21 protein-coding genes and 1 tRNA gene are annotated in these 22,915 nt (G+C 66.8%); 9 read left to right on the top strand and 13 right to left on the bottom strand.

Going from position 1 to position 22,915, the window contains the following annotated elements:
- The coding region (locus A5771_RS19160) for a hypothetical protein (protein ID WP_064856768.1) at positions 1-182 on the top strand (182 nt) is incomplete at its 5' end.
- Positions 172-654, top strand: coding sequence for a type II toxin-antitoxin system VapC family toxin (locus A5771_RS19155; protein WP_064856767.1), 483 nt, complete (start codon positions 172-174; stop codon positions 652-654). The genes A5771_RS19160 and A5771_RS19155, both read left to right, overlap by 11 nt.
- A 76-nt stretch (positions 655-730) precedes the next feature.
- Here A5771_RS19155 and A5771_RS19150 read toward each other — a convergent pair whose 3' ends face one another.
- Both A5771_RS19150 and A5771_RS19145 read right to left on the bottom strand, forming a co-directional pair.
- Positions 731-1,903, bottom strand: a complete 1,173-nt coding sequence (locus tag A5771_RS19150) for a fatty acid desaturase family protein (protein ID WP_064856766.1) — start codon at positions 1,901-1,903, stop codon at positions 731-733.
- A gap of 26 nt (positions 1,904-1,929) precedes the next feature.
- On the bottom strand, positions 1,930-3,021 hold the full coding sequence (locus A5771_RS19145; protein WP_064856765.1) for a ferredoxin reductase: 1,092 nt from the start codon (positions 3,019-3,021) through the stop codon (positions 1,930-1,932).
- 85 nt (positions 3,022-3,106) lie between these two features.
- Here A5771_RS19145 and A5771_RS19140 point away from each other — a divergent pair, with 85 nt between their 5' ends.
- Entirely contained in the window at positions 3,107-4,306 is a 1,200-nt protein-coding gene (locus A5771_RS19140) for a PucR family transcriptional regulator (protein WP_064856764.1), read from the top strand.
- A 19-nt stretch (positions 4,307-4,325) separates the two neighbouring features.
- Here the strand turns inward: A5771_RS19140 and A5771_RS19135 are convergent, their stop codons facing one another.
- Genes A5771_RS19135 through A5771_RS19125 form a run of 3 tightly spaced genes read right to left on the bottom strand, consistent with a single transcriptional unit; the run spans position 4,326 to position 6,974 of the window.
- On the bottom strand, positions 4,326-5,366 hold the full coding sequence (locus tag A5771_RS19135) for a zinc-binding alcohol dehydrogenase family protein (RefSeq protein ID WP_428844425.1): 1,041 nt from the start codon (positions 5,364-5,366) through the stop codon (positions 4,326-4,328).
- A gap of 31 nt (positions 5,367-5,397) precedes the next feature.
- Positions 5,398-6,096 (bottom strand): haloacid dehalogenase type II, encoded by a 699-nt coding sequence (locus A5771_RS19130; protein WP_064856763.1) that lies wholly within the window; start codon positions 6,094-6,096, stop codon positions 5,398-5,400.
- 5 nt (positions 6,097-6,101) lie between these two features.
- The gene (locus tag A5771_RS19125; protein ID WP_064856762.1) at positions 6,102-6,974 is read right to left on the bottom strand and encodes an alpha/beta fold hydrolase; all 873 of its coding nucleotides are present in this window, start codon (positions 6,972-6,974) and stop codon (positions 6,102-6,104) included.
- An 83-nt stretch (positions 6,975-7,057) separates the two neighbouring features.
- Between A5771_RS19125 and A5771_RS19120 the strand changes: the two genes are divergently transcribed.
- A complete protein-coding gene (locus tag A5771_RS19120; RefSeq protein ID WP_064856761.1) occupies positions 7,058-7,585 on the top strand; it encodes a CGNR zinc finger domain-containing protein in 528 nt (175 codons plus the stop codon).
- 86 nt (positions 7,586-7,671) lie between these two features.
- Positions 7,672-7,747 (top strand) — tRNA-Arg (locus A5771_RS19115).
- Here the strand turns inward: A5771_RS19115 and A5771_RS19110 are convergent.
- Complete coding sequence (locus A5771_RS19110; RefSeq protein WP_082947327.1) at positions 7,748-9,520, bottom strand: alkaline phosphatase family protein; 1,773 nt, start codon at positions 9,518-9,520, stop codon at positions 7,748-7,750.
- A gap of 175 nt (positions 9,521-9,695) precedes the next feature.
- Positions 9,696-11,663 (bottom strand): hypothetical protein, encoded by a 1,968-nt coding sequence (locus A5771_RS19105; protein ID WP_064856778.1) that lies wholly within the window; start codon positions 11,661-11,663, stop codon positions 9,696-9,698.
- A 328-nt stretch (positions 11,664-11,991) separates the two neighbouring features.
- Between A5771_RS19105 and A5771_RS19100 the strand changes: the two genes are divergently transcribed.
- From A5771_RS19100 to A5771_RS19090, 3 genes are read left to right on the top strand one after another with little or no spacing between them, the layout of a single operon-like run.
- A complete protein-coding gene (locus tag A5771_RS19100) occupies positions 11,992-12,993 on the top strand; it encodes a DUF1214 domain-containing protein (protein WP_234783122.1) in 1,002 nt (333 codons plus the stop codon).
- Between the two features lie 6 nt (positions 12,994-12,999).
- Positions 13,000-14,058: a poly-gamma-glutamate hydrolase family protein gene (locus tag A5771_RS19095; protein ID WP_064856759.1), complete on the top strand. Its 1,059-nt coding sequence runs from the start codon at positions 13,000-13,002 to the stop codon at positions 14,056-14,058.
- Between the two features lie 10 nt (positions 14,059-14,068).
- Positions 14,069-14,887 (top strand): TIGR03621 family F420-dependent LLM class oxidoreductase, encoded by an 819-nt coding sequence (locus A5771_RS19090; RefSeq protein ID WP_064856758.1) that lies wholly within the window; start codon positions 14,069-14,071, stop codon positions 14,885-14,887.
- Positions 14,888-14,894: 7 nt separating this feature from the next.
- Here the strand turns inward: A5771_RS19090 and A5771_RS19085 are convergent, their stop codons facing one another.
- A complete protein-coding gene (locus A5771_RS19085) occupies positions 14,895-15,446 on the bottom strand; it encodes a TetR/AcrR family transcriptional regulator (RefSeq protein ID WP_064856757.1) in 552 nt (183 codons plus the stop codon).
- Positions 15,447-15,562: 116 nt separating this feature from the next.
- On the opposite strand from A5771_RS19085, the gene A5771_RS19080 reads away from it, so the two are divergent.
- Positions 15,563-16,312, top strand: coding sequence for an SDR family oxidoreductase (locus A5771_RS19080; protein WP_064856756.1), 750 nt, complete (start codon positions 15,563-15,565; stop codon positions 16,310-16,312).
- Here A5771_RS19080 and A5771_RS19075 read toward each other — a convergent pair.
- From A5771_RS19075 to A5771_RS19055, 5 genes are all read right to left on the bottom strand, one after another.
- On the bottom strand, positions 16,302-16,715 hold the full coding sequence (locus A5771_RS19075; RefSeq protein ID WP_064856755.1) for a hypothetical protein: 414 nt from the start codon (positions 16,713-16,715) through the stop codon (positions 16,302-16,304). The two genes, A5771_RS19080 and A5771_RS19075, sit on opposite strands and share 11 nt — an antisense overlap.
- Positions 16,716-16,724: 9 nt before the next feature.
- Positions 16,725-18,305: an ATP-binding cassette domain-containing protein gene (locus tag A5771_RS19070; RefSeq protein ID WP_064856754.1), complete on the bottom strand. Its 1,581-nt coding sequence runs from the start codon at positions 18,303-18,305 to the stop codon at positions 16,725-16,727.
- Between the two features lie 174 nt (positions 18,306-18,479).
- Complete coding sequence (locus tag A5771_RS19065) at positions 18,480-18,917, bottom strand: type II toxin-antitoxin system Rv0910 family toxin (RefSeq protein WP_064856753.1); 438 nt, start codon at positions 18,915-18,917, stop codon at positions 18,480-18,482.
- A gap of 26 nt (positions 18,918-18,943) precedes the next feature.
- Positions 18,944-21,355 carry an HAD-IC family P-type ATPase gene (locus A5771_RS19060; RefSeq protein WP_064856752.1) on the bottom strand — a complete coding sequence of 804 codons (2,412 nt, stop codon included), beginning with the start codon at positions 21,353-21,355 and terminating at the stop codon, positions 18,944-18,946.
- On the bottom strand, positions 21,352-22,911 hold the full coding sequence (locus A5771_RS19055) for a serine hydrolase (RefSeq protein WP_064856751.1): 1,560 nt from the start codon (positions 22,909-22,911) through the stop codon (positions 21,352-21,354). The genes A5771_RS19060 and A5771_RS19055 overlap by 4 nt, the downstream gene beginning before the upstream one ends.
- Between the last annotated feature and the right edge of the window lie 4 nt (positions 22,912-22,915).

The raw sequence follows: 22,915 nt of genomic DNA, 5'->3' as shown, positions 1-22,915 counted from the left end.
CCGTCACCCGAGATGGTCATCAGATCGGCGAATTGGTTCCGCTACGCGGCCGTAAGCGGTTCGTGTCCCGCACGGAGTTCGCGGCGATGTCACGCGGCGCTCCGGCCATTTCGCTAGACGCATTCCGTACCGACCAGGATGCCCTGGCCGACCAGGATGTAAGCGATCCGTATGCCCGCTGACCACGAACAGGGGCTCCTCGACACCAACATCATGATTCTGCGCCGGTGGATCGACCCGCAGCAGTTACCCGAGGCGATGGCGATCAGCGCGATAACCCTGGCGGAGCTGTCGGCGGGACCGCACGAGGTGCGCCGAAACGACGAGCAGGACGAGTACGACGAGCCCACCGAACGGGCCCGCCGCCTGGACGTGCTCCAGCGTGCCGAGAACGAGTTCGACCCGATCCCCTTCACCGCGGAGGCCGCACGGATCTACGGCAGGTTGTGCGCTGCGGTCATCAGTGCGGGGCGCAAACCGCGCCGCCGAGTCGCCGATCTGATGATCGCCGCGGTTGCTGTCGCCGAAGATCTTCCCTTGTTCACCACCAACGCCGAAGACTTCCGAGGGCTCGACGAATTGCTGACTGTGGTTGCGGTATCACGGCCTGATGCGTCGGGACGTAACACGAGCCGATCCGGCCGCACGCCCTGATCCTCGCCTCAGCCTGCGCAATCCGCGCCGTTGGCCGCTGGTGATCCGTGTTGTGCGGTGGCGGTTTGTGCCGCCATCAGGCGGCTTCGCCCGTCTGGGCCGGCAACCTGCCGAAGATCGCCTGGGTCACGTTGCCAGGGCTGATCGCCGCGGCGGCCTTGCGCGCGAAGTCGTTCGGGAGGGAGAGGCGGAACACTTTCTTCCAGGCCGAGGCGACCTGCTGGGGCAGTGGTCCGCTGACGTAGTCGAGTCCGTAGCGCACGAAGAGTTCCTGCACCTTGGGTGCGATTTCCTGGTAACGGTTGCTGGGCAGGTCGGGGAACAGGTGGTGCTCGATCTGGAACGACAGATTGCCCGTCATGAAGTGCATCCACGGGCTGCCGGAGATGTTGGCCGAGCCGAGCATCTGGCGCAGGTACCACTGGCCACGGCTCTCGCCGTCGATCGAGGTCTTCTCATAGGTCTGCACCCCCTCGGGGAAGTGGCCGCACATGATCACCGAGTGCGTCCACAGGTTACGGATCAGGTTGGCGGTGAGGTTCGCGGTGAACGTCGCCGGCGCCGAAGGTCCGGACATCAGCGGATGCAGCACATAGTCTTTGCGCATCTGCCGCCCGATCTTCACCAGCACCTCCTTGGCCTGGCGGCGGAACACATCCTCGTCGGTCTTGCCCTTCAGGAATCTGCCGATCTGCAGGTCATAGCCTGCGATGCCGTATTGGAAGATGCAGGCGTTGACGAAGTTGGTCAGCGGCTGAGCGAGGTAGAACGGCTTCCAGCGCTGGTCTTCATCGACCCGCATGATGCCGTAGCCCAGGTCCTGATCCTTACCGAGCACGTTGGTGTAGGTGTGGTGCAACTCGTTGTGCGAGTGCTTCCACATCTCCGACGGCGAGGCGCTGTCCCATTCCCAGGTGGTGGAGTGAATCTTGTTGTCGCGCATCCAGTCCCACTGACCATGCATCACGTTGTGCCCGATCTCCATGTTCTCGATGATCTTGGAGACGGCCAGGCCTGCGGTGCCGGCGATCCAGGCCGGCGGGAAGAGCGAGAACAGCAGGATGGCGCGGCTGCTCAGTTCCAGCTTTCGCTGGCCGTCGATGACCTTGCGGATGTAGGCGGCGTCGCGCTCACCGCGGCCGGCGATCACCTGTGCGCGGATGGCGTCGAGCTCGGCGCCGAGGTTCTCGATGTCCTCCTCGGTGAGGTGGGCGATCGGGTTGTCGGTTTTGCGTTGCAGGGCAGTCATATCGGTTCTCCTTGCGAGAGGGGTTTCTACAGGTCGATGTCGCAGGCGCCCGCCGCGGCGGACACGCAGGTCTGGATGGCGACGTTGTCGCCGGGCGCTGCGGTGGTGAGGTCGCCGGTGCGCAAGTCGCGCACGGCGCCTTGGCGCAGCGGGACGACGCAGCCGTAGCAGATGCCCATCCGGCAGCCCGACGGCATCAGGACGCCCGCGGCTTCGCCGGCGTCGAGCAGGGTCTGCGTCCCGCCGGCCTCGACGACGGTTCGAGACTTCTGGAAAGTGACGGTGCCGCCGTCGCCCGCGGCGATCACGGCCGGCCGGAACCGCTCGATGTGCAGTTGATCGGTGATGCCGTCGGCGTCCCAGCGTGCCTGCAGGGCGTCGAGGATCCCGGCCGGGCCACACGCCCAGGTCTGCCGCTCGGCGACGTCGCCGACCAGGCTATCCAGGTCGGCGACGTCGAGCATCCCGTCGACGTCGGTGTGCCGCTCCACCAGCCGGATACGGCCCTGGCTCGCCATCATCCGCAGCTCGCCGCCGAAAATCACGTCCTCGGCGGTCGGCGCCGAGTGCACCACCACCACATCAGCATGCCGATCTGACAGGTTGCGCAGCATGCCCATCACCGGGGTGATGCCGCTGCCCGCGGTGACGAAGAGGATCTTGGCGGGCGGTCGGGCGCCGAGGGTGAAGTCGCCGGTGGCCTGGTCGAGTTGGACGACGGTGCCGACGGTGGCACGCCGGACCAGGTGGTTGCTGACCACCCCGTCGGGAATGGCCTTGACGGTGATGGCGATGTGGCCGTCGGGCCGCCCGGTGGTGGAGGTCAGCGAGTAGGCGCGCCATTGCCGGACGCCGTCCACGTCGACTCCGATGCGGATGTACTGGCCGGGGATGTGGGTGCGCCAGCCGCGTCCCGGCTTGATGACCACGCTGACCGCGTCGCGCGTTTCGGGATGAATGGCAACGATGCGTCCGCGCAGGTCGCTCGAGGAGCGCAGCGGGTCGATGACGTCGAGATAGTCCGAAGGAACCAGCGGGCTGGTGACTCGTTCGGCGAGCTTGATGACGTGGTCACGCAACGCGCCGACGACGGTGGGTCGGGGTGCTGTTGTTGTCATACCACCACTATCGCTGCGCTTTGGGTATAAACTCTTGGCCGTCAAGTGTGAAGCGTCAGGAATTTTTTATCATTAGGGAACAAATTTGCCGGAGCATCCCCCGCGCTTCACTGGTTTGGAGCTGCCCGATGACGTCGCTGCGTCGTTGCAGGCAGTGCTTCCGCGGATGGCCGCGCGCACCGTCAGCGCGGTGACCGTCGAGGTGCCCAGTTACCGCGACGCGTTCAGCGGTCGAATGGGTCAGACCATCGAGAACGCCGTACAGATGGCACTCAGCGCCTTCCTGCGGCTGGCGGTGGGCGCTCAGGGTTCCGATCCGGCCGCGACCTTGTCACCCGCGCTGGACGGGGCCTACGAACTCGGGCGCGGCGAGGCCCGCCAGGGCCGCTCCGCAGACGTGTTGCTGTCGGCCTACCGCGTCGGTGCCCGGGTGGCCTGGCGGGAACTGTCGGCCACCGTCGTGGGTGCCGGTCTGGCCGCCGGCACCGTGGCACGGTTCGCCGAGCTGGTGTTCGCGTTCATCGACGAACTGTCGGCCTCCAGCGTGGCCGGCCACGCCGACGAGCTGGCCACCACGGGACGGGTCCGGCAACGCTATCTCGAACAACTGGCCCGCCAGCTGCTCGCCGGCGAGTCACCCGAGACGTTGCGCGCCAGCGCGGACAAGGCCGGCTGGCAGCCACCGGCCACCCTGACCGCGGTGGTCATGGCCGAGACGCAGACCCGCGGCCTGGCAGCACGATTCGGCCCGTCGACCCTGCAACTCAGCGAGGACCTGCCGGGCGTCGACCCAGCCGCTGCGCTGGCCGTGCTGCTGGTCCCCGATCTGGACGGCCAGTACCGCGGCCAACTGTGCTCGGCATTGCGGGGCCGACGGGCGCTGGTCGGGCCGGCGCGGCCGTGGACGTCGACCCAGTCGTCCTATCACCGTGCGCTGCGGGCTCGTGCCCTGGCGGTCCCCGACGACGTCGACGTAGTCGACACCGACGAGCACCTCCTCGAACTGGTCCTGACCGCAGACCGCGAGGCCACCGACGACCTTCGACGCCAGGTCCTCGCCCCGCTGGCCGGACTGCGGCCCAGCACCGCTGACCGGTTGACCGAGACATTGCGGTCCTGGGTGGTGCACCAGGGTCAGCGAACGGCCGTCGCCGCCGACCTGTTCGTTCATGCCCAGACCGTGCGCTACCGGATGACGCAGCTGCGCGAGCTCTACGGCGACCGGCTGAACGACCCGCGAACGATTCTGGAACTGATCGTGGCGCTGGGGCCGGATTCGCGGTGAAGTCCGATCGCCGACGATCTCAGTCGAGTACCACCACCATTTTTCCGGCGGCTTCCCCATTTTCCATGACGCGATGCGCCTCGCGGATCTGGTCGAAGGAGAACACGTGTGAAGGCGCGGCCGCCAGTCGACCGTCGCGCACCTTGTCGGCGATGTCCTGTAGCGGAACATCCGAGAGCGCAAACCCGGGGCTGCCGAACACGAAGCTGCCGAAGAAGCTCAGGTTGACACCGCTGGCCATCTGCAACAGCGGGTTGAAGTCCGCGATCGGGTCCAGGCCGCCGAGCCAGCCGGCCAGACACGCCGTACCGCCCCGGCGCAGCATGTCCAAGGAGTCCAGAATCGTGCTGTTGCCCACGAGATCGAGGACGGCGTCCACCTGTTTGGCTTCGGCGATGTGGGCACCCAGATCGGGAGTCTCCAGCTCGGCACGGTCAGCGCCGAGCGAGGTCAGCAGCTCGAATCGGTCGCGGTTACGCGTGGTTGCGATGACGTGCGCTTGCGCTTCCACGGCCAGTTTCACTGCCGCCTGGCCGAAAGACGATGTCGCCCCGCGAATCACGATCGTCTGCCCCGCGCTCAGGCTGAGGTTGCGGAACAGGCAGGTCCATGCGGTGGCGTAGGTTTCCGGCAACGCGGCGAGCTGATCCCACGGCAGTTCCGATTCGATCAGCGCGACATTGCCGGCGCGCACCCGGGTGAATTGTGCGTAGCTGCCGTTGATGGTGCGACCGAGTCCGCCCATCAGGGCCGCGACTTTGGCGCCGACCGGGAATTCCCCTCCGGGGCAGGAATCGACGATGCCGACGCACTCTATGCCGCTTACTTCTGCGGCCTCGGCCCATTCGCCCCGACGCATGTGCATTTCCGCGTGGTTGATGCCGAATCCCTTGACCCTGATCACCACTTCACCTTGTTTGGGCAGCGGCTTGGGGATCTCGGTGTAGGTCAAAGCCTCCAGTCCCCCGAAGCCGTTGAGCACAATCGCGCGCATGGTCGGGCCGCCCGGGGTTTCTCGCACCACCGTGGGGTGAGTCGGGATTGTTGAGGTGGTAGCCATGGTGATCTCCTCTGAATACTTTTGGTGTGTGCTATTTTTCGAAGGCTTGCGCCAGGTGCCGAGCGAGATCGACGAGGTCAGCCGCGATGACATCGGGGTGGGGAACCCCGTCGGCCCGCAACGGCGCGTTGCCGGCACGGGTGATGAGGGCACCGCCGAACCCGGCGGATCGTGCGCCGATGATGTCCCAGGCGTGCGCGGCGACCATCATGCAGGCCGAAGGCCGCACGTCCAGTTCACGTGCCGTGTACTGATACAACCTCGTTGCGGGCTTGAAGAGCCGTAGCTCGTCGACGCTGAACCGGCGCTCGAAATAGCCTTCCAGGCCTGCGTTTTGCAATGCCGTCGGGCGATCCGGACGGATCGGCGAGTTGGTCAGCGCCACCAACCGGTAACCGTCGTCGCGCAGTCGCGACAGCCCTTCAGCGACGTCGGGATGCGCCGGCATGGTGGCCATCGCGTCGGCCAGGGCCGCCGCATCGCCGTCGGCCAACTCAACGCCGTGTATCTCGGCGAGCATGCGCAACGCGGACTGCCCGAGGGTGAAGAAATCCGTATAACAGTTCGCCAGGGTGACGGTCATCGAGTAGATGACAAGTTGGCCGAACCACTCCCGAAGCACCCCGGGTCTGCCGAAAACCCTTGCGAACAACGGCTCTAACGCTTCGATGTCGATGAGCGTCTCATTGACGTCGAACACCAGCACCGCGGGCCGCACTGCGCCGGCCATGCCGGTCAGCGCCCGTTGACTCGGTGCAAGAAGTCTTTGATCAACTGCGCGACTTCATCTGCGGCAGTCTCCAGTAAGAAGTGGCCGCCGTCGAGCAGATGGATTTCGGCGTCGCGGGCGTCCCGGCTGAACGCTCGGGCACCGTCCGGCCCGAAGATCGGGTCGCCCTGTCCCCAGACGGCCAGCACCGGGACTCCGCTGGTGCGCAGGTAGTCGTGCAGCGCGGGATACATCGGCGCATTGGTGGCGTAGTCCCGGAACAGCTTGAGCTGAATTTCGTCATTGCCCGGCCGCGACAACAGGGCGCTGTCCAGGGTCCAGGTATCGGGGCTGACCAGGGATTCATCGGGTACACCGGCCAGGTACTGCCAGGCGAGCGACTCCGGCTCCAGCGCCGTGCGGATGGCCGCTTCCGTCTCGGGGGTCTGCTCACGCTGGTAGTCCCAGACGGTCTTCCAGAAGCCCTCGATGAAGCCCTCGTCATAACCGTTGCCGCTCTGCGTGACGATCGCACTGATGGATCCCGGCCGGCTCAGGGCCAGCCGCCAGCCGATCGGCGCGCCGTAATCCTGAACGTAGATCGCATAGCGGTCCAGCCCGAGCTGGTCCAGGAGCCCTTGAGTGAGCTGGGCGAGATTGTCGAAGGTGTAGTCGAAGTCGGCCACCAGCGGCATGTCGGAGTAGCCGAAGCCGAGGTAGTCGGGGGCGATGACGTGATAGTCCTCGCCCAGGAGGGGGATGAGGTCCCGGAACATGTAGGAGCTCGTCGGGAAGCCGTGCAGCAGCACGATCGCCGGCGCATCGGCGTTACCCGCCTCCCGGTAGAACAACCGGTGCCCGTCGACGGTCGCGTAGTGGTGTCGCACCATGGAAACCATATCTAACCCCTTAAATCAGTTTTGCCAGTTAGGACGAGTCAAACACCTCAGGTGTAACCTGTCAATACACGTTTAGGGGTTACATGGATATCGTTGCGGCCGGGCCCGCCGACGAGGCGCTGCTGTTGGAGTTGCTCAACTCCACCCCCGTCATCGACGGCGTGGCCCGCGACGAACTCGAGGACCCGGTCACAGCACGAGCCTGGTTGAATTCCCACAACGCCGGCCCGGCAAACGAACAGCAGCTACAGGAACTCATCGACCTGCGGGATGCGCTGCAAGACGTGGTGCGCGGGGACCGGACGCCGCAGGCGTTGGCGCCGTTCCTCACCGGAGTCGGCCTGTCCCCCGCTCTCAGCGATGAGGGCCTCACCTGGACACTGACCACCCGCGGGACATCGCCGGTCGCGGCACGGGCATTACTGGCCTGGGATGCGTTGCGGATCGCCAGTCCCGGACGCCTTCGCCCGTGCGCAAATCCCGACTGCCGGCTGTTCCTGATCGATCGCAGCAAGCCCAACACCGCGCGGTGGTGCTCGATGGCCATCTGCGGCAACCGGATGAAGGCGCGTCGGCACTACCAGCGCGCCAAAGGCACCGCCAGCGAGTGAAGCCAGGAACGCCCCGTCTCGCAGCGTGCGTCTCGCAACGATCCACTAGAGTTCTCCCCACCGCTTCCGATAGGTCGCAGGTCCCCGCCCCCGTAGCTCAGGGGATAGAGCACGGCTCTCCTAAAGCCGGTGTCGGCAGTTCGAATCTGCCCGGGGGCACCATTACTTCCAGAAGGCATTCATCGGTGTGGCGTACATGTCGTTGTCGGTGAGCGGGGCCAGTGTTCCGGGCGCACCACGCAGGGCGTCCTCGATCGTGGCCATCAGGCTGTACTGGTTGTAGTAGTCGTCGGTGGTGAAGTTGCCCGATTGCATTCCACCGAGCGTCACCGCGCCCTCGCTCGGGATGACGATCATCGGAACGTGATTGCCTTGGTTGCCGAAGCCCAGCGACAGGTTGTTGTTGTCCTCGTCGAACGTGATGATGATCGCGTCCTTCTGCGTCGGGTCATTCCACAGTGCCGAGTTCTCGATGGTGGAGATCTCTTGCTGGAGGAACTGGTCGCCCGCCGCGACGTTGTACTGATGGTCGGTCAACTGGGTGGCGATGAACTGCAGAATCCCACTAAACGTATCGACCGGGCCTTCCATGTTGTTGTCCTCGTTGGCGGCGATCCAGGTGAATCCCGGGAAGGTGCTCGGGTGAGCGAGATCGGTGGCCAACTGCGTCAGCGGAAGCAGGTGCTCTTCCAGGTAATCGGGGGTGTTGCCGTAGACGTAGCTGAATTGGGTAAAGGGCAGCTCGTCGGCGGCGTAGTCACCCGATGACACGATGGCACCTGGGGACGGCATGCTCTGCGCGTAGCCGGCCCACGAAATGCCCGCCTGATCCATTTCCTGCATGAGGTTCGGTGCGTCGATGGAGTTCGGGGCGGAGTTGTAGTCGATGCCGAAGTCGGAGCCGCCCAGGACCCGGATGTAGTTGGGATCACTGGGATGGCTCAGCGCGTAGTAGTTGTTCGCAGACCCGTAGGTGTTGATCAAGCTGTTGATGTATGGCGCGTTGGGGCTGCCGACGATGTCGTCGAAGCCCTTGTTCTCCATGTAGATCACGAACACGTGATCCAGGTGACCGACATCGGAGTCCGGTGGGAGCAGCGGCGCCGGGGCGAGGTTGGGATCGCCGACGGTGAACGACTCGTTGTCGGCGTAGGCGCCGTTGTAGGCGCCGAGGTACTGGTTGGTGTCGGTGAAGGTCGTGGTCACCTGCGCGGAGGTGGTGCCCTCGGGAACCGTCCCGGTGATCTCGCGTTCCTCAAACCCGGTGAAGCCCAGGCGATCCCATACCGTGACCGGGTTGAGCGCGCCGGTGCCCAGCACGTGCCCGTTGGCGTCGAGGAAGCTGACCTGCACGGTGGCATACGACGGGTTCCAGGTTTGGCCGCCGAGGTCCGCGCTCAGCGTGTACGGCGTTCCGGCCGCACCGGTGAGGTCGACGGTTTGGCTGATGGTGGAGGTGCCCACCGGTCCGCCGCCGGCGAAATTGTCGCCGCCGCCCGGGGGCGCGTTCTGCGGAAAGCCGAACAACCCCGTCACCGTAGGGAGCGGCGACGAGAGTGGCGACGGATAACCGACCGGGGTGCCGTAGGCGATGACGGTCGGGGTGCCGGTCTCGGTCCAGCCCGGGATGGTCACCCCGCTGTAGCCCGACCCGGAGGGGTCCGCTATTTCGAAGCCGGGGTTGACCAGCAGGTTCTGACTCATCAACTGCGCGTCGGCGCCGACCGCGCCAACCGGATCCAGGCTGGTGAGCCAGCTGACGAGCTCGGTGTCCAGCTGCGCCCCCAAGGCGTTGCTGACCCAGTCCTGCTCCAAGAAACCGGTGATCGACGTGAGGACCTGGTCGATGAAGAGGTCGAACTCATCGGCCTGAGCTTCGGGCGTGGCCAGCTGCCCCAGTCCCACCGTCACAAATGCGCTGATGGCGCCCGTCATCCCGACCGCGCTCCGGCGGTGACGCCCCATCGCCTTACGTGTTGTCGGGCCTTTTCCCCTGAGACGTCGACGAGCCATGGCCTAACCTTCCTCAGGCGGCATCGGCAAATGAAACAGCTCAGGCTACCAAGCTTCGAAGCTGCCTTGAAGGAAAAACCGAAGAAAAACTGCCGGGTCAGCCGCCGAACAGATCCGCCAGACTGAAGCTCGGGGTGTCCGCGATCAGGTCCGCCATGTTCGCCCACTGCTGGGCCGCCTGCGCACTCAGCTCGGTGGGCCAATCGTCGTTACCGCTCAAGATCGCCGTCGCCAGGTCGTCGCGGGCGTTGAGCAGCCCGGCCAGGATGCTGGTGTTCGGATTGAACAGCGCGTCGTCGATAGCGGTGAGCAGCATCTGCGGCATGACCACCGACATGGCGGTCTGGGCCAGCGCCAGCGTGATCGGCAAGGTGATATCGCTGCTCAACACCGGCAGGGCGTTCCACACCGAGGTCAGGCTTTCCATCGGGTGGTCGAAGACGCTGCGCATGACGACATCCCAGTCCGGGCTCAGCGCGTCAGTGAACCGCAACTCGATCGGGGTGAAGGGCTGGCTGCCGAACACCGACTCGAAGTTATCCCTGCCCATCAGAGCCGACAGCGCGTTCAGCTCCAGGTGCTGCAGCACCCAGGCCGGCTGGGCGTGGATCCGGGCCACGTCCAGCGCGTAGTCGTAGGAGAACACGCGCCGGGCCATGTCGGCGGCGAACTCCTCCGGGCTGACGGTCGGAGTGTCGGTGGGCAGGTACTCGTCGATGTCGCTGATCGGCACCACATGGGTCTCCACGCCCAAGCCGATCGCGGCGGCACGATCGTCGAGGTTCTCGAAGCGCGCGAAGATCTCACCTGTGCTGAGTCCGCCGGTGTCCAGCCAGTTGGCCACACCCGGATTCTCGCCGCTGATGACGTAATAGGTGTAGCCGTCCTCGGCGTGGTAGGTGGTGGTGTTGTTCAGGGTGGTCTGGGCCATGACGTAGGGCAATGCCCCGCCGTAGACGTTCATCAACTCGATGCCGCTGTAGGCCCCGTCCAGGGTCGGCACCTTCAGGATCAGTGCCTCACCGGGATCCAGCTCCCAGTTGCCGCCGGTGACAACCGCGGACTCCAGGCCGACCCCGAAGCTGGTCTCGGGCGCCAGGTGCATCATCGTGTTGGCGGGCACCTCCATGCCCACCGATGCGCCACCTTCGATGCTGCGCTGGTTGAACGGCACCACGATCTGGGCGAAGGCGCTGAACAGCATGTTCAACACGTCGTCGACGGAACCGATGTTGGCCGGCTCGGTCGGCACGTCGGTTCCGCCGCCGTCGCTGGGGAAGAATCCGCCGGCCGGGATGGCGAAGAACGGCGGGCAGTCGGCCACACACTGCAGGCTGATGTTGGCCGGACCCTTGGCCCAGTCGCCCATCATGTCGCGGATCAGCAGGGACGCGGCGCCGCCGACGGTGGCGTCCGTGGAGTCCAGGAAGTTGACCGCACCCGCCGGCGCTTCCGGTCCGATGTAGACGGTGAAGTTGCCGTTGGCATCGACCACCAGGCCGTGGTTGAGTTCCAGGTCCTCGATGGTGTGCGCGGTGGCACCAGTGACGGCCATGGTGCTGATCGACATGTGCTCGGTCGCCCCACCGACGGTTCCGGTGAGCACGTAGGTCGCACCGGGCGCCAGCCCCGCGGTGACGTGGTAGTTGATGTCGGGAGTGAAGTAGTCGAAATACTGGCGCGAGTCGGCGACGGTACCGGCGACCACTTCCGGCGATCGGAAGAACACCCCGTTGAACAGCTCGGTGACCCGCGACAATCCGGTCGTGATCAGCTGATAGTTGGTGTTCTGGATCATCGTCATCAGCGTGTCCGCGTCGCCGGGCGAGGCATACGGCAGTGACAGGTCGAAGGCCTGCGCCTGCTTCATGGCGTCGAGCAGGGCATCGAGTGCCTGCTGATATCCCGCGGTCAATGTCACCGCGGGCGCGGCGTTGCCGCCGGTGGCAAACGGGGCGCCGGCCAGCATCGACAGCGCGGTGCCGACGGCGGCTGCGGCGATCCCGTACCGCCGCCCGCGAACCTGGGACGCGCGTTTCGATCCGGCACTCGCGGTCAAGTCCACGGCCACTTCCCCCGATTATGGATTAACGAGTTACTCGTCTGATTAACAGCAAAATCTAATGTTGGACCATACGTCCGGACCAGACCCGGTGCAAGAGTTCCCGCGCAACCGCGGTGCCGTGCGCCGGTGCCTGTGTCCGCATCCCCATTGCCGACATCGGCCGGCGGCGGCGGGTAGGTTGCGCTGCATGTCGAAGCGACGGGTTTCTGCGTTCGGCCTGGCGGCGGCGGTGCTCGCACTCGCCGGATGCGGACTGACGGTGACCAAGTCCGGACCGGACCCGCTGGCGCACCAGGCGCCCCGCAGCACCCCGAACGGCATGGTGCTGGTGTCACCGGACAACTTCGTGCGGGCCGTGACCGATCAGGAATTCACCAACGTCGTCAACGAGAACGGCTTCGGCCGCTTCTTCCACATGCGCGATGTCACCCCGATCGACCGTCAGTTGGTGGTGCGGTCCAACCGCGACACCTTGTACTCGGCCGCGGTGTTCGACCTGCAGGCCGCTCCGGTGACGATCACACTGCCCGATCCGGGTGAGCGGTACATGTCGGCGCAGGTGATCAACCAGGACGAATACGTCACCGACATGTTCTACGGCGGCGGTGAGCACACCCTGGATCAACAGCAGGTCGGCACCCGCTACGTCATGGTGGCCGTCCGCATCCTGGCCGACCCCAAGGACCCGGCGGATCTGGGTGCGGCCCGCCGGCTGCAGGACCAGATCATCGTGAGCCAGGAGGACTCCGGCAGCTTCGAAGTGCCGCGGTGGGACCCGGTCAGCCAGAAGAAGGTCGGCGACGCGCTGCTGGTGTTGGCCGAGACCATCCCCGACACCCGGGGCATGTTCGGCACCCTGGCCGACACCGACCCGGTGCGGCACCTGATCGGAGCCGCCGCGGCCTGGGGCGGCAACCCCGAAAAGGATGCGCTGTACCTCAACGTCACCCCGGCCCGCAACGACGGCAACACCGTGTACCGGCTCACCGTCGAAGACGTTCCGGTGAAAGCCTTCTGGTCGGTCAGTGTCTACAACAAGAACGGCTACTTCACCGAGAACCCGCAGCAGGCCTACTCGGTCAATGACATCACCGCGGTGAAGGCGCAAGATGGATCGGTGACCGTGCAGTTCGGCGGGTGCTCGCCCAACGTCGTCAACTGCCTGCCGATCACGCCGGGATGGAACTATCTGGTGCGGCTCTACCAGCCGCGACAGGAGATCCTGTCCGGCAAGTGGGTTTTCCCGGCGGCGCAACCCGAAGAGACGTCCGGCGCCGACACCCGGCCACCGCCCTCACCCCCGGCTCCCCCGGCACGTCCGCCACGCTGACGACCGATGGCGCCCCATATCTACTTCGCGTACGGGTCCAATCTGTGCGTGCAGCAGATGGCGCGCCGCTGTCCCGAGGCGTCGGATCCTCGCCCGGCGACGCTGGCCGACCACGACTGGCTGATCAATCAGCGCGGTGTCGCCACCGTCGAGCCGTTCCCGGGCTCAAGGGTGCACGGGGTGCTGTGGCGGGTGTCCGACCGCGACCTGGCCGCGTTGGACAGCGCCGAGGGTGTCCCGGTGCGCTACCGCCGCGACCGGCTTACGGTGCACACCACCGACGGGCCGGCGCCGGCCTGGGTGTACATCGACCATCGAGTGCAGCCCGGCGCTCCGCGCGACGGCTACCTGGAGCGCATCATCGGCGCCGCCGTCCAGCACCGGCTGCCCCCGGCGTGGATCGAGTTCCTGCGCCGCTGGGATCCGCTCCAGTGGCCGCTGCGCACCTCGCCCGCCAATAACGCGGCGCCGCAGTCGCTTTCGGAACTGCTGTCCGAGTCCGGGGTCGTCGAGGAGAGCCGGCTGCGGTCGCGGTTCGGTTTCCTGGCCATTCACGGCGGCGGCCTGGAGCAGATGACCGATGTGATCGCCGACCGCGCCGCCGACGCCGCCGACGCGTCGGTGTATCTGGTGCGGCACCCCGAGGACTATGCGCGACACCTGCCCTCGACGCGCTACCTCGCCGCGGAGTCCGCACGGCTTGCCGCATTTCTGGCACATGTCGACGTCGTGGTTTCGCTGCACGGATATGGCCGGATCGGACGCAGTACCCACCTGCTGGCGGGCGGGCGCAACCGCGGGCTGGCTGCGCACGTCACCCGATGCCTCGATCTGCCGGGCTATCAGGTCATCACCGATCTCGACGCGATCCCGGTGGGATTGCGGGGCCTGCACCCGGCGAACCCGGTGAACCAGGTCCGGGGCGGGGGCACCCAGCTGGAGCTGTCGCCTCGGGTGCGGGGCATCAGCCCGCGCAGCCAGCCGCCCGGCGAGGACGGCCTGTCGCCGGTCACCGCGGCGCTGGTACGCGGTCTGGCCGCCGCAGCCCGCTCCTGGACTGTGTAGGAGGTAGTTGGTGGACAAGCAGTTTCGCTTCGGCGTGGGCCTGCACACGGTGCGGTCCGCTGCCGTGTTGGCCGAGACCGCACGACGGCTGGAGGGGTCCGGGTACGACGTGCTCCACGTGCCCGATCATCTCGGTGCCCCGGCCCCCTTCCCCGCACTGGTCGCTGCCGCGGCGGCCACCACGACGATCCGGCTGGGCACCTACGTGCTCAACGCCTGCTTCTACAAGCCGGCGCTGCTGACCCGCGACATCGCCGACACCGACCTGCTCTCCGGTGGCCGGCTGGAGATCGGTCTCGGTGCCGGCTACGTCCGCGCGGAGTTCGAAGCCGCCGAGGTGCCGTTCCCCAGCGCCGGCCGGCGCATCGAGTACCTGGAGCACCTGACCACCTACGTGGCGACGCATCAGCCGCGGGTGCCGATCCTGATTGCCGGCAGCGGTGATCGGCTGCTCACCGTGGCGGCCCGGCACGCCGGCATCATCGGCATGACCGGGGCGCGGGTGGCCGGCGCGGCCGATGCACTGGCAGAACGGATCTCCTTTGTCCGCGCGGCCGCCGGTGATCGGTTCGACGATCTGGAACTGAACCTGGCCATCACGGCGGTGCCGACCGATGCCTCCGGGCTGCCCGACCTGTCTCTGACCCGCCGGTTCGCCCCGACCCTGTCAGACCAGGAGTTGCTGGCCATGCCCGCCGTGTTGTCCGGGTCACCGCACGAGATGGCGGACACGTTGCGGGAATACCGCCGCAGATACGGGCTGAGCTACTTCACCGTCCAGCAGAACCACGCCGAAGCCTTCGCGAAGGTCATCGCCGCGCTGCGCTGACCCGGGGCTACCGCGGACCGGGCCAGCCGGCCAACGCCAGGTCGGCCAGCGCGTGCAGATCGGCGCGGCTCGCTCCGCTGCGCGCCTGGATCGCTATGCCCTGACACACCGCGGCGATCCAGCGCGCGAGCACCACGGTGTCGACTCCGGACAGTTCGCCGTCGGCCACCGCATCGTCGAATCGTTCGGCGATCCGATGCACGGTGGCCTCGCGTATGTCGGCGAGTCCCGGGCCATTGTCTACTGTCAGGCAACCGTGCGGGTCGCCGCTGGTCGTGTCGGCCGCACCGTGCACCATCGCTTCGGCGACACCACGGGCGGTCGGCAGCGCCAGCGCCGCAACGACATAACCTCCGTGCCCGGCGAGGTAGCGCTGGATGGCCCGCTCGTACAGCTTCTCTTTCGAGCCGAACTCGGAATAGATGCTGCGGCGGTTGACCTTGGTCGCGGCCGTGACATCGGAGATCGAGACGCCATCGAAGCCGCGCGCCCAGAACAGCTTCATCGCCTCGTCCACAACCTGATCGGGGTCGAACTCCCGCGGTCGTCCCACCGCCATTGCCCGTCCACCTCTCCCTGTGACGTCACTCACACCGGGAATGCCCCGTCGCTATAGCGCTTTGACCTCATCATACTAAGTAACATATCGGTTCGTAATTTCCTGGAGGCGACGAAATGGGTACAGCGGCTTTGACAGGACGACGAGCACTGGTCACCGGAGGCTCCCGCGGGATCGGCCGGGAGACGGTACGGCGACTGGCCGCCGACGGAGCCGCCGTCGCCTTCACGTACTCGGCTTCGGCAGCCGACGCCGAGAAACTCGTCGCCGAGGTCGCCGCCAACGGGGGGAAGGCCGTTGCGATCCAGGCCGACTCCGCCGACCGCGTCCAGGTCGCCGCCGCGGTGGAGCAGGCCGTCGCCGAACTCGGCGGCCTGGATGTGCTGGTGAACAATGCCGCCGTCGCCTATGCGGCGCCGATCGATGACTTCCCGGCCGAGCAGTTCGACCGTCTCGTGGCGGTCAACATCGGCGGAATGTACTGGGCGGTCCGCACCGCGGTGAAGCATCTCGGGGAGGGCTCGCGGATCATCAACATCGGCAGCATCAACGCCGATCGGATTCCGAGCCCCGGGTTGTCGGTATACGGCATGACCAAGGGTGCGGTGGCGTCGTTCACCCGGGGACTGGCCCGCGACCTCGGCCACCGTGGCATAACCGTCAACAACGTCCAGCCGGGTCCGATCGATACTGACGCCAATCCCGACAACGGCGGTGACTTCCCGGAGAGCTTGAAGAAGGTAACGGCAGTCGGCCGCTACGGCCACGTGAGCGACGTCGCCTCGATCGTGAGCTTCCTGGCCGGGCCGGAGTCCGGCTTCGTGACCGGCGCGAACTGGAACGTCGACGGCGGGTTCACCGTATAGCCGACACCAACGCCCACAGCGAGCAGACCAGGGCGCCGGCCACGCTGACCGCCCCGATGTACAGCCCGTATCCGGCGGTTATCGGCGCCACGACATTCAGCCGGTAGTACCCGACGCCCAGTGCGGCGATGCCCAGTGAGATCACCAGCGCGGCAACCGATGCCACCGTGCTGAAGAGTCCGCGGCCGATCATCGCACCGGCTACCAGCAGTACGGCCGCCAGCAGCACGATCAGCTGGCCGACGCCGAAACGGGATGGCAACGCGATGCTGCCGGCACTGCCACCGATCGCGCTGGCACGCCCACCGCCGTTGGCCGAGGTGGCCAGCCACGGCAACCACGCACTGACCGACAGGATCACGGCGAACAGCGCGATGAGCCAACCGGGACGCGAGCGAGTCATGTTGTGACACTAGCTCGCATCGACGAGCTCACCGCGGCGCGGCATCGCCCAGGTCCGGGTCAGGCCGAGCCGGGCCAGGAAGTCGTCGTCGTGACTGACCACGATGAACGCCCCGCGGTAGCCGGCCAGCGCGTCGACCAGCTGGTCCACGCTGGCCAGATCGAGGTTGTTGGTGGGTTCGTCGAGCAGCAACAGCTGCGGTGCCGGGTCGGCGAGCAGCAGCTGGGCCAGTGCGACCCGGAACCGCTCACCGCCGGACAGGGTGCCGATCGGCCGGGCCACGCAATCGGCATCCAGCAGGAACCGGGCCAGTTGGGCGCGTACGACCCGCGGCTCGCTGCCCGATATCACCGACACCGCGTCGAACGCGGACGCCGTGTCATCCAGGTGATCCAGGCGCTGCGGGAGATAGCCGACCCGGTCGGTGCGCAGGCTTCCGCCCGCACCGGCCAGCAGCGCTTCGAGCAGTGCGGTCTTGCCGACCCCGTTGGGGCCGTCCAGGGCAATCCGTTCCGGGCCCTGCACGATGATCGGCCCGGCGCTGCCGGGCAGTTCGGCCAGCCGGCGGGTGGACGCCACGTCCGGGTCGGGCAGCTCGACGCGGATGTGTTCGTCGTGGCGAACCCGGGCGGACGCAACATGCAGGCCGGCTTGGGCGTCGCGCACCCGGCCATCGAGCCGGCTGCGCAGCTTGCCCGCCGAAACCTGCGCGTTCGACCCCCATTGGTTCATCACGATCTTCGGGGCGCGCTTGTTCAGCGCGGCGACATGGGCCGCGCGGCTGCGTCGGGCGAGCTTGGTCTCGGCTTCGATGCGCTGGCGCTTTTCGACTTTGACCGCCTGTTCGGCGGTGCGGGCCGCCGCGCGGGCAGCGGCCTGCTCGGAGTCCAGGTGCGCCCGCCACGCGCGGTAGGGCCCACCGAAGGTGGTGAGCCGCCCACCGTAAAGCTCTGCGGTACAGCCCATCTGCTCCAATAGCGCGGTGTCATGGCTGGCCACGATGAGCGTCCCCGGCCATGCTGCGACCATCCGCATCAGCGCGGCGCGCGCGCCGCGATCCAGGTTGTTGGTCGGCTCATCGAGCAGGGTGATCGGGGCGGCCGCCAGTCGCAGACCGGTCAACGCCACCAGCATCGCCTCCCCACCGGACAGTTCGCCGATCCGGCGGTCGAGGTCACCCGAGCCGAAACCGATGTCGCGCAATGCCGCAGCGGCGTGGGCTTCGATATCCCAGTCGTCGCCGACGACCTCGAAATGGACGGCCGCGGCGTCACCGCTTTCGATGGCCCGAAGGGCGGCGAGACGGTCAGCGACACCGAGCAATTCGGCGATCGAGACATCGGCATCGAGGGGACACCGCTGCGGCAGGTAGGCGACCTCGCCGGCCGTGGTGACGCTTCCGGCGGTGGGGGTGAGTTCCCCGGCGATCAGCCGCAGCAGGGTGGACTTGCCGGCTCCGTTGGCACCGACCAGGCCGGTGCGGCCGGCCCCGAACGAACCGCTGACGCCGGCCAGCGCGGTGCTGCCGTCAGGCCAGTCGAAGCCGACATCGGTCAGGGTGGCTACGGAATCGAAATCAGAGCAGGACACGGGGTCTCCGGGAAAGTCAGCGGGGGCGCTGACAACCGGGACGCGACTTACGGCGATTCGTCGGTGATCAGCGCGCGGACAACGGCGCGAGACCGGCGATGCCTGTCATTCCCTACCTCCTGTGAAACCGACGCCCGCCACCTTAGTTGCGGATTGTCGGGGCGTGCAACCTAATTAAGCCGGAGCGAAAACCGTGACGAACCTGCGCAGCGACTCGTCGATGTCGCTCTTCAGCGCGGCAGCCACCAGCATGCCGATCGGGCCGAACAGCGCCGGCCCGCCCAGATGAACGTCGAAGCTGACCTTCGAGCCGTCGCCGGCCGGGTTGACTTTGGCGAGCAGCTTGATCTTGACGCCGCCCTTGCCGTCGCCGTTGAGGGTCATCCCGGTCGGGGGCTTGTAGTTCACGATCGTCCACTTGATCCGGTTGGGCATGCCCTTGACCTCGACGATCGACTCGAGTGTGGTGCCTTTGTCCAGGGTTTCGGGCAGCACACTGCGCCACACCCGGTGGATGGTCAGCCACTCTTTGTAGCGCGACAGATCCGACGCGTGATTCCACGCCTCCTCGGGAGGCAGCGGGACGTCGATGGATCCGGAGAGCTTGGCCATGTGATTCTCTTCTCCTCATATCCCCGTTATCGGTGGGTCATTGTGGTCGTTGCCGGCTCCCGCCACAACTTGGGCCGCTCACCGAGCATCACGCCGCGGGCCCACCACATCGCCTCGATAGCAGCGGCGCCCAGGGCCCCTACCCCCAGCGCCAGCGACGTCAGCGCGACGTTGGAGGGGTCCAGCAGGAATTTCTCCCGCGCCAACGGGATCGCGAAGATGCCCACATAGGCCAGGCCGCAGCAGATCACCAGCGTCAGCCGCCACCACTGATACGGCCTCGCCACGACGGCCAGCACCCAGCCGGCGGTGATCAGCAGGGTGATCAGCGCGGTGGTGGACGCCTGGATCTGTTGCACCGGGGTGGCTTCGCTGCCGCGGTAGGCCAGCAGGTAGGAGCTGAAGGTGGCGATGCCCACCACCAGCCCGGCCGGCAGTGCCCCGCTCATCACCCGTCGCACGAATCCCGGTTGCGCCCGTTCGTTGTTCGGCGCCAGCGACAGGACGAACGCCGGGATGCCGATGGTGAACCAGGCGGCGATCGTGACATGGATCGGCTGGAACGGATACAGCAGCGGTTTGGTGCCGAACAGCGCCGAAGCCAGCCCGACCAGGCCGACCAGCAGGGCGAGCAGCACCGAATACACCGTCTTGGTCAAGAACAGGTTCGCCACCCGTTCGATGTTGCCGATCACCCGGCGTCCCTCGCCCACCACATAGGGCAGGGTGGCGAACTTGTTGTCCAGCAACACGATCTGCGCCACCGAGCGCGCAGCGGGGCTTCCCGCGCCCATCGCCACGCCGATGTCGGCGTCCTTGAGCGCCAGCACGTCGTTGACACCGTCGCCGGTCATGGCCACCGTGTGGTCGCGTGACTGCAGCGCGCGCACCATGGCCCGCTTCTGATCGGGGCGTACCCGGCCGAAGACGGTGTGTTCCTCCAATGCCCCGGCCAGCCGGTCCGGTTCGGTCGGCAGCTTGCGCGCGTCCATCGCGCCCCCGGACAGCCCCAGCTCCTCGGCCACCGCACCCACCGAAACCGCGTTGTCGCCGGAGATCACCTTCACCGAGACTTGTTGCTCGGCAAAATAGTCCAACGTATCGCGGGCATCGGGCCGCACCTTCTGCTCCAGCACCACCAGCGCCACCGGGGTGACCTGCCCGGGCGCGTCCGGGTGATCGACGGGCCGGTCGCTGAGGCCCAGCAGCAGCACCCGCAGGCCGCGCGCGCCGATCCGTTCGGCCTGTTCGGCGGCCTCCGACGACGGTTCGAGCAGTACGTCGGGGGCACCGATCAGCCAGTCGCCGTGCTCGGAGAACGAGACGCCACTCCACTTGGTGGCCGACTTGAACGGCGCGCAGCCGCTCGGCGTCCAGCTCGGCGGTGCCGGGAACGCCTCGGCGATGGCCTGGATGCTGGCGTTGGGCCGGGTATCCTCGGCAGCCAGCGCGGCCAGCGCCTCGTGTACCGGAAGCCCTTTAGCGCCGGGAAGTTCGGCGACCTCGGCCACCCGCATGCCGTTCTCGGTGAGGGTGCCGGTCTTGTCGGCGCAGACCACGTCGACGCGGGCCAGCCCCTCGATCGCGGGCAGTTCCTGCACCAGGCACTGCCGCCGCCCGAGGCGCACCACTCCGACCGCGAACGCCAGCGACGTCATCAGCACCAGACCCTCAGGAACCATCGGCACCAGCGCGCCGACCATCGCCAGCACCGATGCCCGCCAACCCACGTCGGTGGTGAACAGCTGGGTGTAGATGATCAGCAGCCCGGCCGGGATCAGCAGGTAGGTGATGAATTTCAGGATCTGATTGATGCCGTTGCGCAGTTCGGATTTCACCAAGGTGAACTTGGTGGCCTCCTCGGCCAGTTTGGCCGCGTAGGCCTCGCTGCCGACCCGGGTGGCCCGGTAGGCGCCGCTGCCGGAGATCACGAAACTGCCCGACATCACCTGATCGCCGATGCTCTTGCCGACCGGGTCGGCTTCACCGGTCAGCAGGGACTCGTCGACCTCCAGATCGGACACCTCGACGATCTCGCCGTCGACGACGATCTGGTCGCCGGGGCCGAGTTCGATGACGTCGCCGAGCACCACCTCGCGGGCCGGGAGCTCTGCGGTCCCGGATTGCCTGCGCACCAACGGTTTCGCCTGGCCGACGATGGCCAGTTTGTCCAGCGTCTGCTTGGCCCGGATCTCCTGCACCATGCCGATGACGCTGTTGAAGACGATGAGCAGCCCGAACAGCCCGTTGATCAGCGATCCGGTGGTCGCCACGATGGCCAGCAGCACGCCCAGGATCGCGTTGATCCGGGTGAAGACGTTGGCCCGGATGATCTCGCGCACACTGCGTGCGGCACGCACTGGGATGTCGTTGGTCTGGCCCTGCGCAACCCGTTGGGCGACTTCGTCGTCGGTGAGCCCTGCGGTTCGCGCCGTCAACGGGTGAACCTTCCCAGCTTGTCGTGATCGAAGTACTCCAGTTCCACCGCGTCCTTGGTGAAGATGGCCTTGGATATCGTTCCGTCCGGAGCGTTCTCGCCCTGCGGGGCGAAGGTGAAGGTGTCACCGTCGTAGTGGCTCAACCGGAATCGCTGGTGCCGCGGCCCAAGGGTCACATCGAGCGCACCGTGGTCCTCGGTGACGGCAGCCGGACCCCAGTAGGGATTGGTGTACTCCCCGACGTATTCCGACAGTGGCCGGGCAGGGGCGGGATGAGCAGGCGGTTCGGCGCCCACCAACGTTCCTTCGGGTTGCGACATCGGCGCCAGCGCCTGCCGGTACAGCGTCGGCCAGTTCTCGCGGACCTCGCCGTACTGGACCAGGTCCAGAAATTGGGCGATCAAGGTCTCCGGGACCCCGATCGGTGTGGCGTTGGCCAGCACGACGATTCCGACGTCCTGCGACGGCAGTGCCGAAAACGCGGTCGCGGCACCCAGCAGGAATGCGCCCGAGTGGCCATACTGGGTGCGCCCCGATGAGGTGATCGACACGTTGAATCCCTCGCCGTAGAACCCTGGCCGGGCGGTGCCGACCGCGGCGGGGGCACTGATCACTTGCGGCGTGATCGCGGGGAGCAACGCTTCGGGCGCGATGATCCGGGTGCCCTCATAGCTGCCATTGGCCAGTACCATGGCCAACCAGCGGGCCATATCGTTCACCGAGGAACTGACCCCGCCGGCCGGCGACTGGGCGTCCGGATTGCGTTGGTATCGCGGCTGATAACCCTCGTCGGTCTTGATGTGGGTGAGTGCGCGGTTGGGGCGGGCGAGAAAATCCGCGTAGCGGGAACTGGTTGAGGCCATTCCCAGCGGTCGATACAGCGCGTCGGCCGACAACTGCTCCCAGGGGACGCCGGCGGCGCAGGCAACCGCCTCTGCGGCGGCGGTCAGCCCGAAGTTGGTGTAGTCGTAGTTGTTGCGGAAGGACGCCAGCGGTAGGTATTTGAGCCGCTGCAACACTTCCCGGCGGTCGTAGCCGAGGTCTTCCAGGCGGTCGCCGGCGTGATCAGGCAGCCCGGACCGATGTGCGTACAGGTCGGCGATGGTGATGTGGTCGGTGACGTAGGGGTCCGACAGCGCGAACCAGGGCAGCTGCGTCACCACCGGGGTGTCCCAGGCGATGCTCCCCGCGCCGATCTGCTGCGCCACCACGGTGGCGCCGACGGATTTGGACATCGAAGCCAGCTGAAACACCGTGTCGGCGTTGACCGCATTGTCCGCTCCGTCACCCTTGCGGGTGTCGCGAACACCGAAGCCCTTGGCGTACCGGGTCTTTCCACCGTGGACGACCGCGACGGCCAGTCCGGGTATTCCGGTGCTGTCCATCAGTTCCCGCGCCAGACCGTCGAGTTTGGTCACCGCCGCATCGACGCGGCCCGCCGGGATCTCCACGCCTGACACCTCGTTGGGCGGGGTATCGTGCTGCGCGGCCGGAGTCACCGCCGGAGTGCATGCGCTCACAGCAACGGTCAGCACAGTGGCTGCCCACCTGATCATGGCG

The organism is Mycolicibacter sinensis, from assembly GCF_001667375.1.
Lineage (GTDB): Bacteria > Actinomycetota > Actinomycetes > Mycobacteriales > Mycobacteriaceae > Mycobacterium > Mycobacterium sinense_A.
The sequence above is the reverse complement of the archived record's forward strand: the minus strand, read 5'-3'. Positions and strand labels throughout refer to the sequence as shown.

What these genes read in the sequence shown, in the direction of transcription:
- A5771_RS19065 (WP_064856753.1), bottom strand. Translation starts at nt 18,917, where the DNA reads ATGGCCAAGCTCTCCGGATCCATCGACGTCCCGCTGCCTCCCGAGGAG.
- A5771_RS19055 (WP_064856751.1), bottom strand. Translation starts at nt 22,911, where the DNA reads ATGATCAGGTGGGCAGCCACTGTGCTGACCGTTGCTGTGAGCGCATGC.
- A5771_RS19130 (WP_064856763.1), bottom strand. Translation starts at nt 6,096, where the DNA reads ATGGCCGGCGCAGTGCGGCCCGCGGTGCTGGTGTTCGACGTCAATGAG.
- A5771_RS19125 (WP_064856762.1), bottom strand. Translation starts at nt 6,974, where the DNA reads ATGGTTTCCATGGTGCGACACCACTACGCGACCGTCGACGGGCACCGG.
- A5771_RS19085 (WP_064856757.1), bottom strand. Translation starts at nt 15,446, where the DNA reads ATGGCGGTGGGACGACCGCGGGAGTTCGACCCCGATCAGGTTGTGGAC.
- A5771_RS19155 (WP_064856767.1), top strand. Translation starts at nt 172, where the DNA reads ATGCCCGCTGACCACGAACAGGGGCTCCTCGACACCAACATCATGATT.
- A5771_RS19110 (WP_082947327.1), bottom strand. Translation starts at nt 9,520, where the DNA reads ATGACGGGCGCCATCAGCGCATTTGTGACGGTGGGACTGGGGCAGCTG.
- A5771_RS19120 (WP_064856761.1), top strand. Translation starts at nt 7,058, where the DNA reads ATGGATATCGTTGCGGCCGGGCCCGCCGACGAGGCGCTGCTGTTGGAG.
- A5771_RS19075 (WP_064856755.1), bottom strand. Translation starts at nt 16,715, where the DNA reads ATGACTCGCTCGCGTCCCGGTTGGCTCATCGCGCTGTTCGCCGTGATC.
- A5771_RS19135 (WP_428844425.1), bottom strand. Translation starts at nt 5,366, where the DNA reads ATGGCTACCACCTCAACAATCCCGACTCACCCCACGGTGGTGCGAGAA.
- A5771_RS19150 (WP_064856766.1), bottom strand. Translation starts at nt 1,903, where the DNA reads ATGACTGCCCTGCAACGCAAAACCGACAACCCGATCGCCCACCTCACC.
- A5771_RS19095 (WP_064856759.1), top strand. Translation starts at nt 13,000, where the DNA reads ATGGCGCCCCATATCTACTTCGCGTACGGGTCCAATCTGTGCGTGCAG.
- A5771_RS19145 (WP_064856765.1), bottom strand. Translation starts at nt 3,021, where the DNA reads ATGACAACAACAGCACCCCGACCCACCGTCGTCGGCGCGTTGCGTGAC.
- A5771_RS19080 (WP_064856756.1), top strand. Translation starts at nt 15,563, where the DNA reads ATGGGTACAGCGGCTTTGACAGGACGACGAGCACTGGTCACCGGAGGC.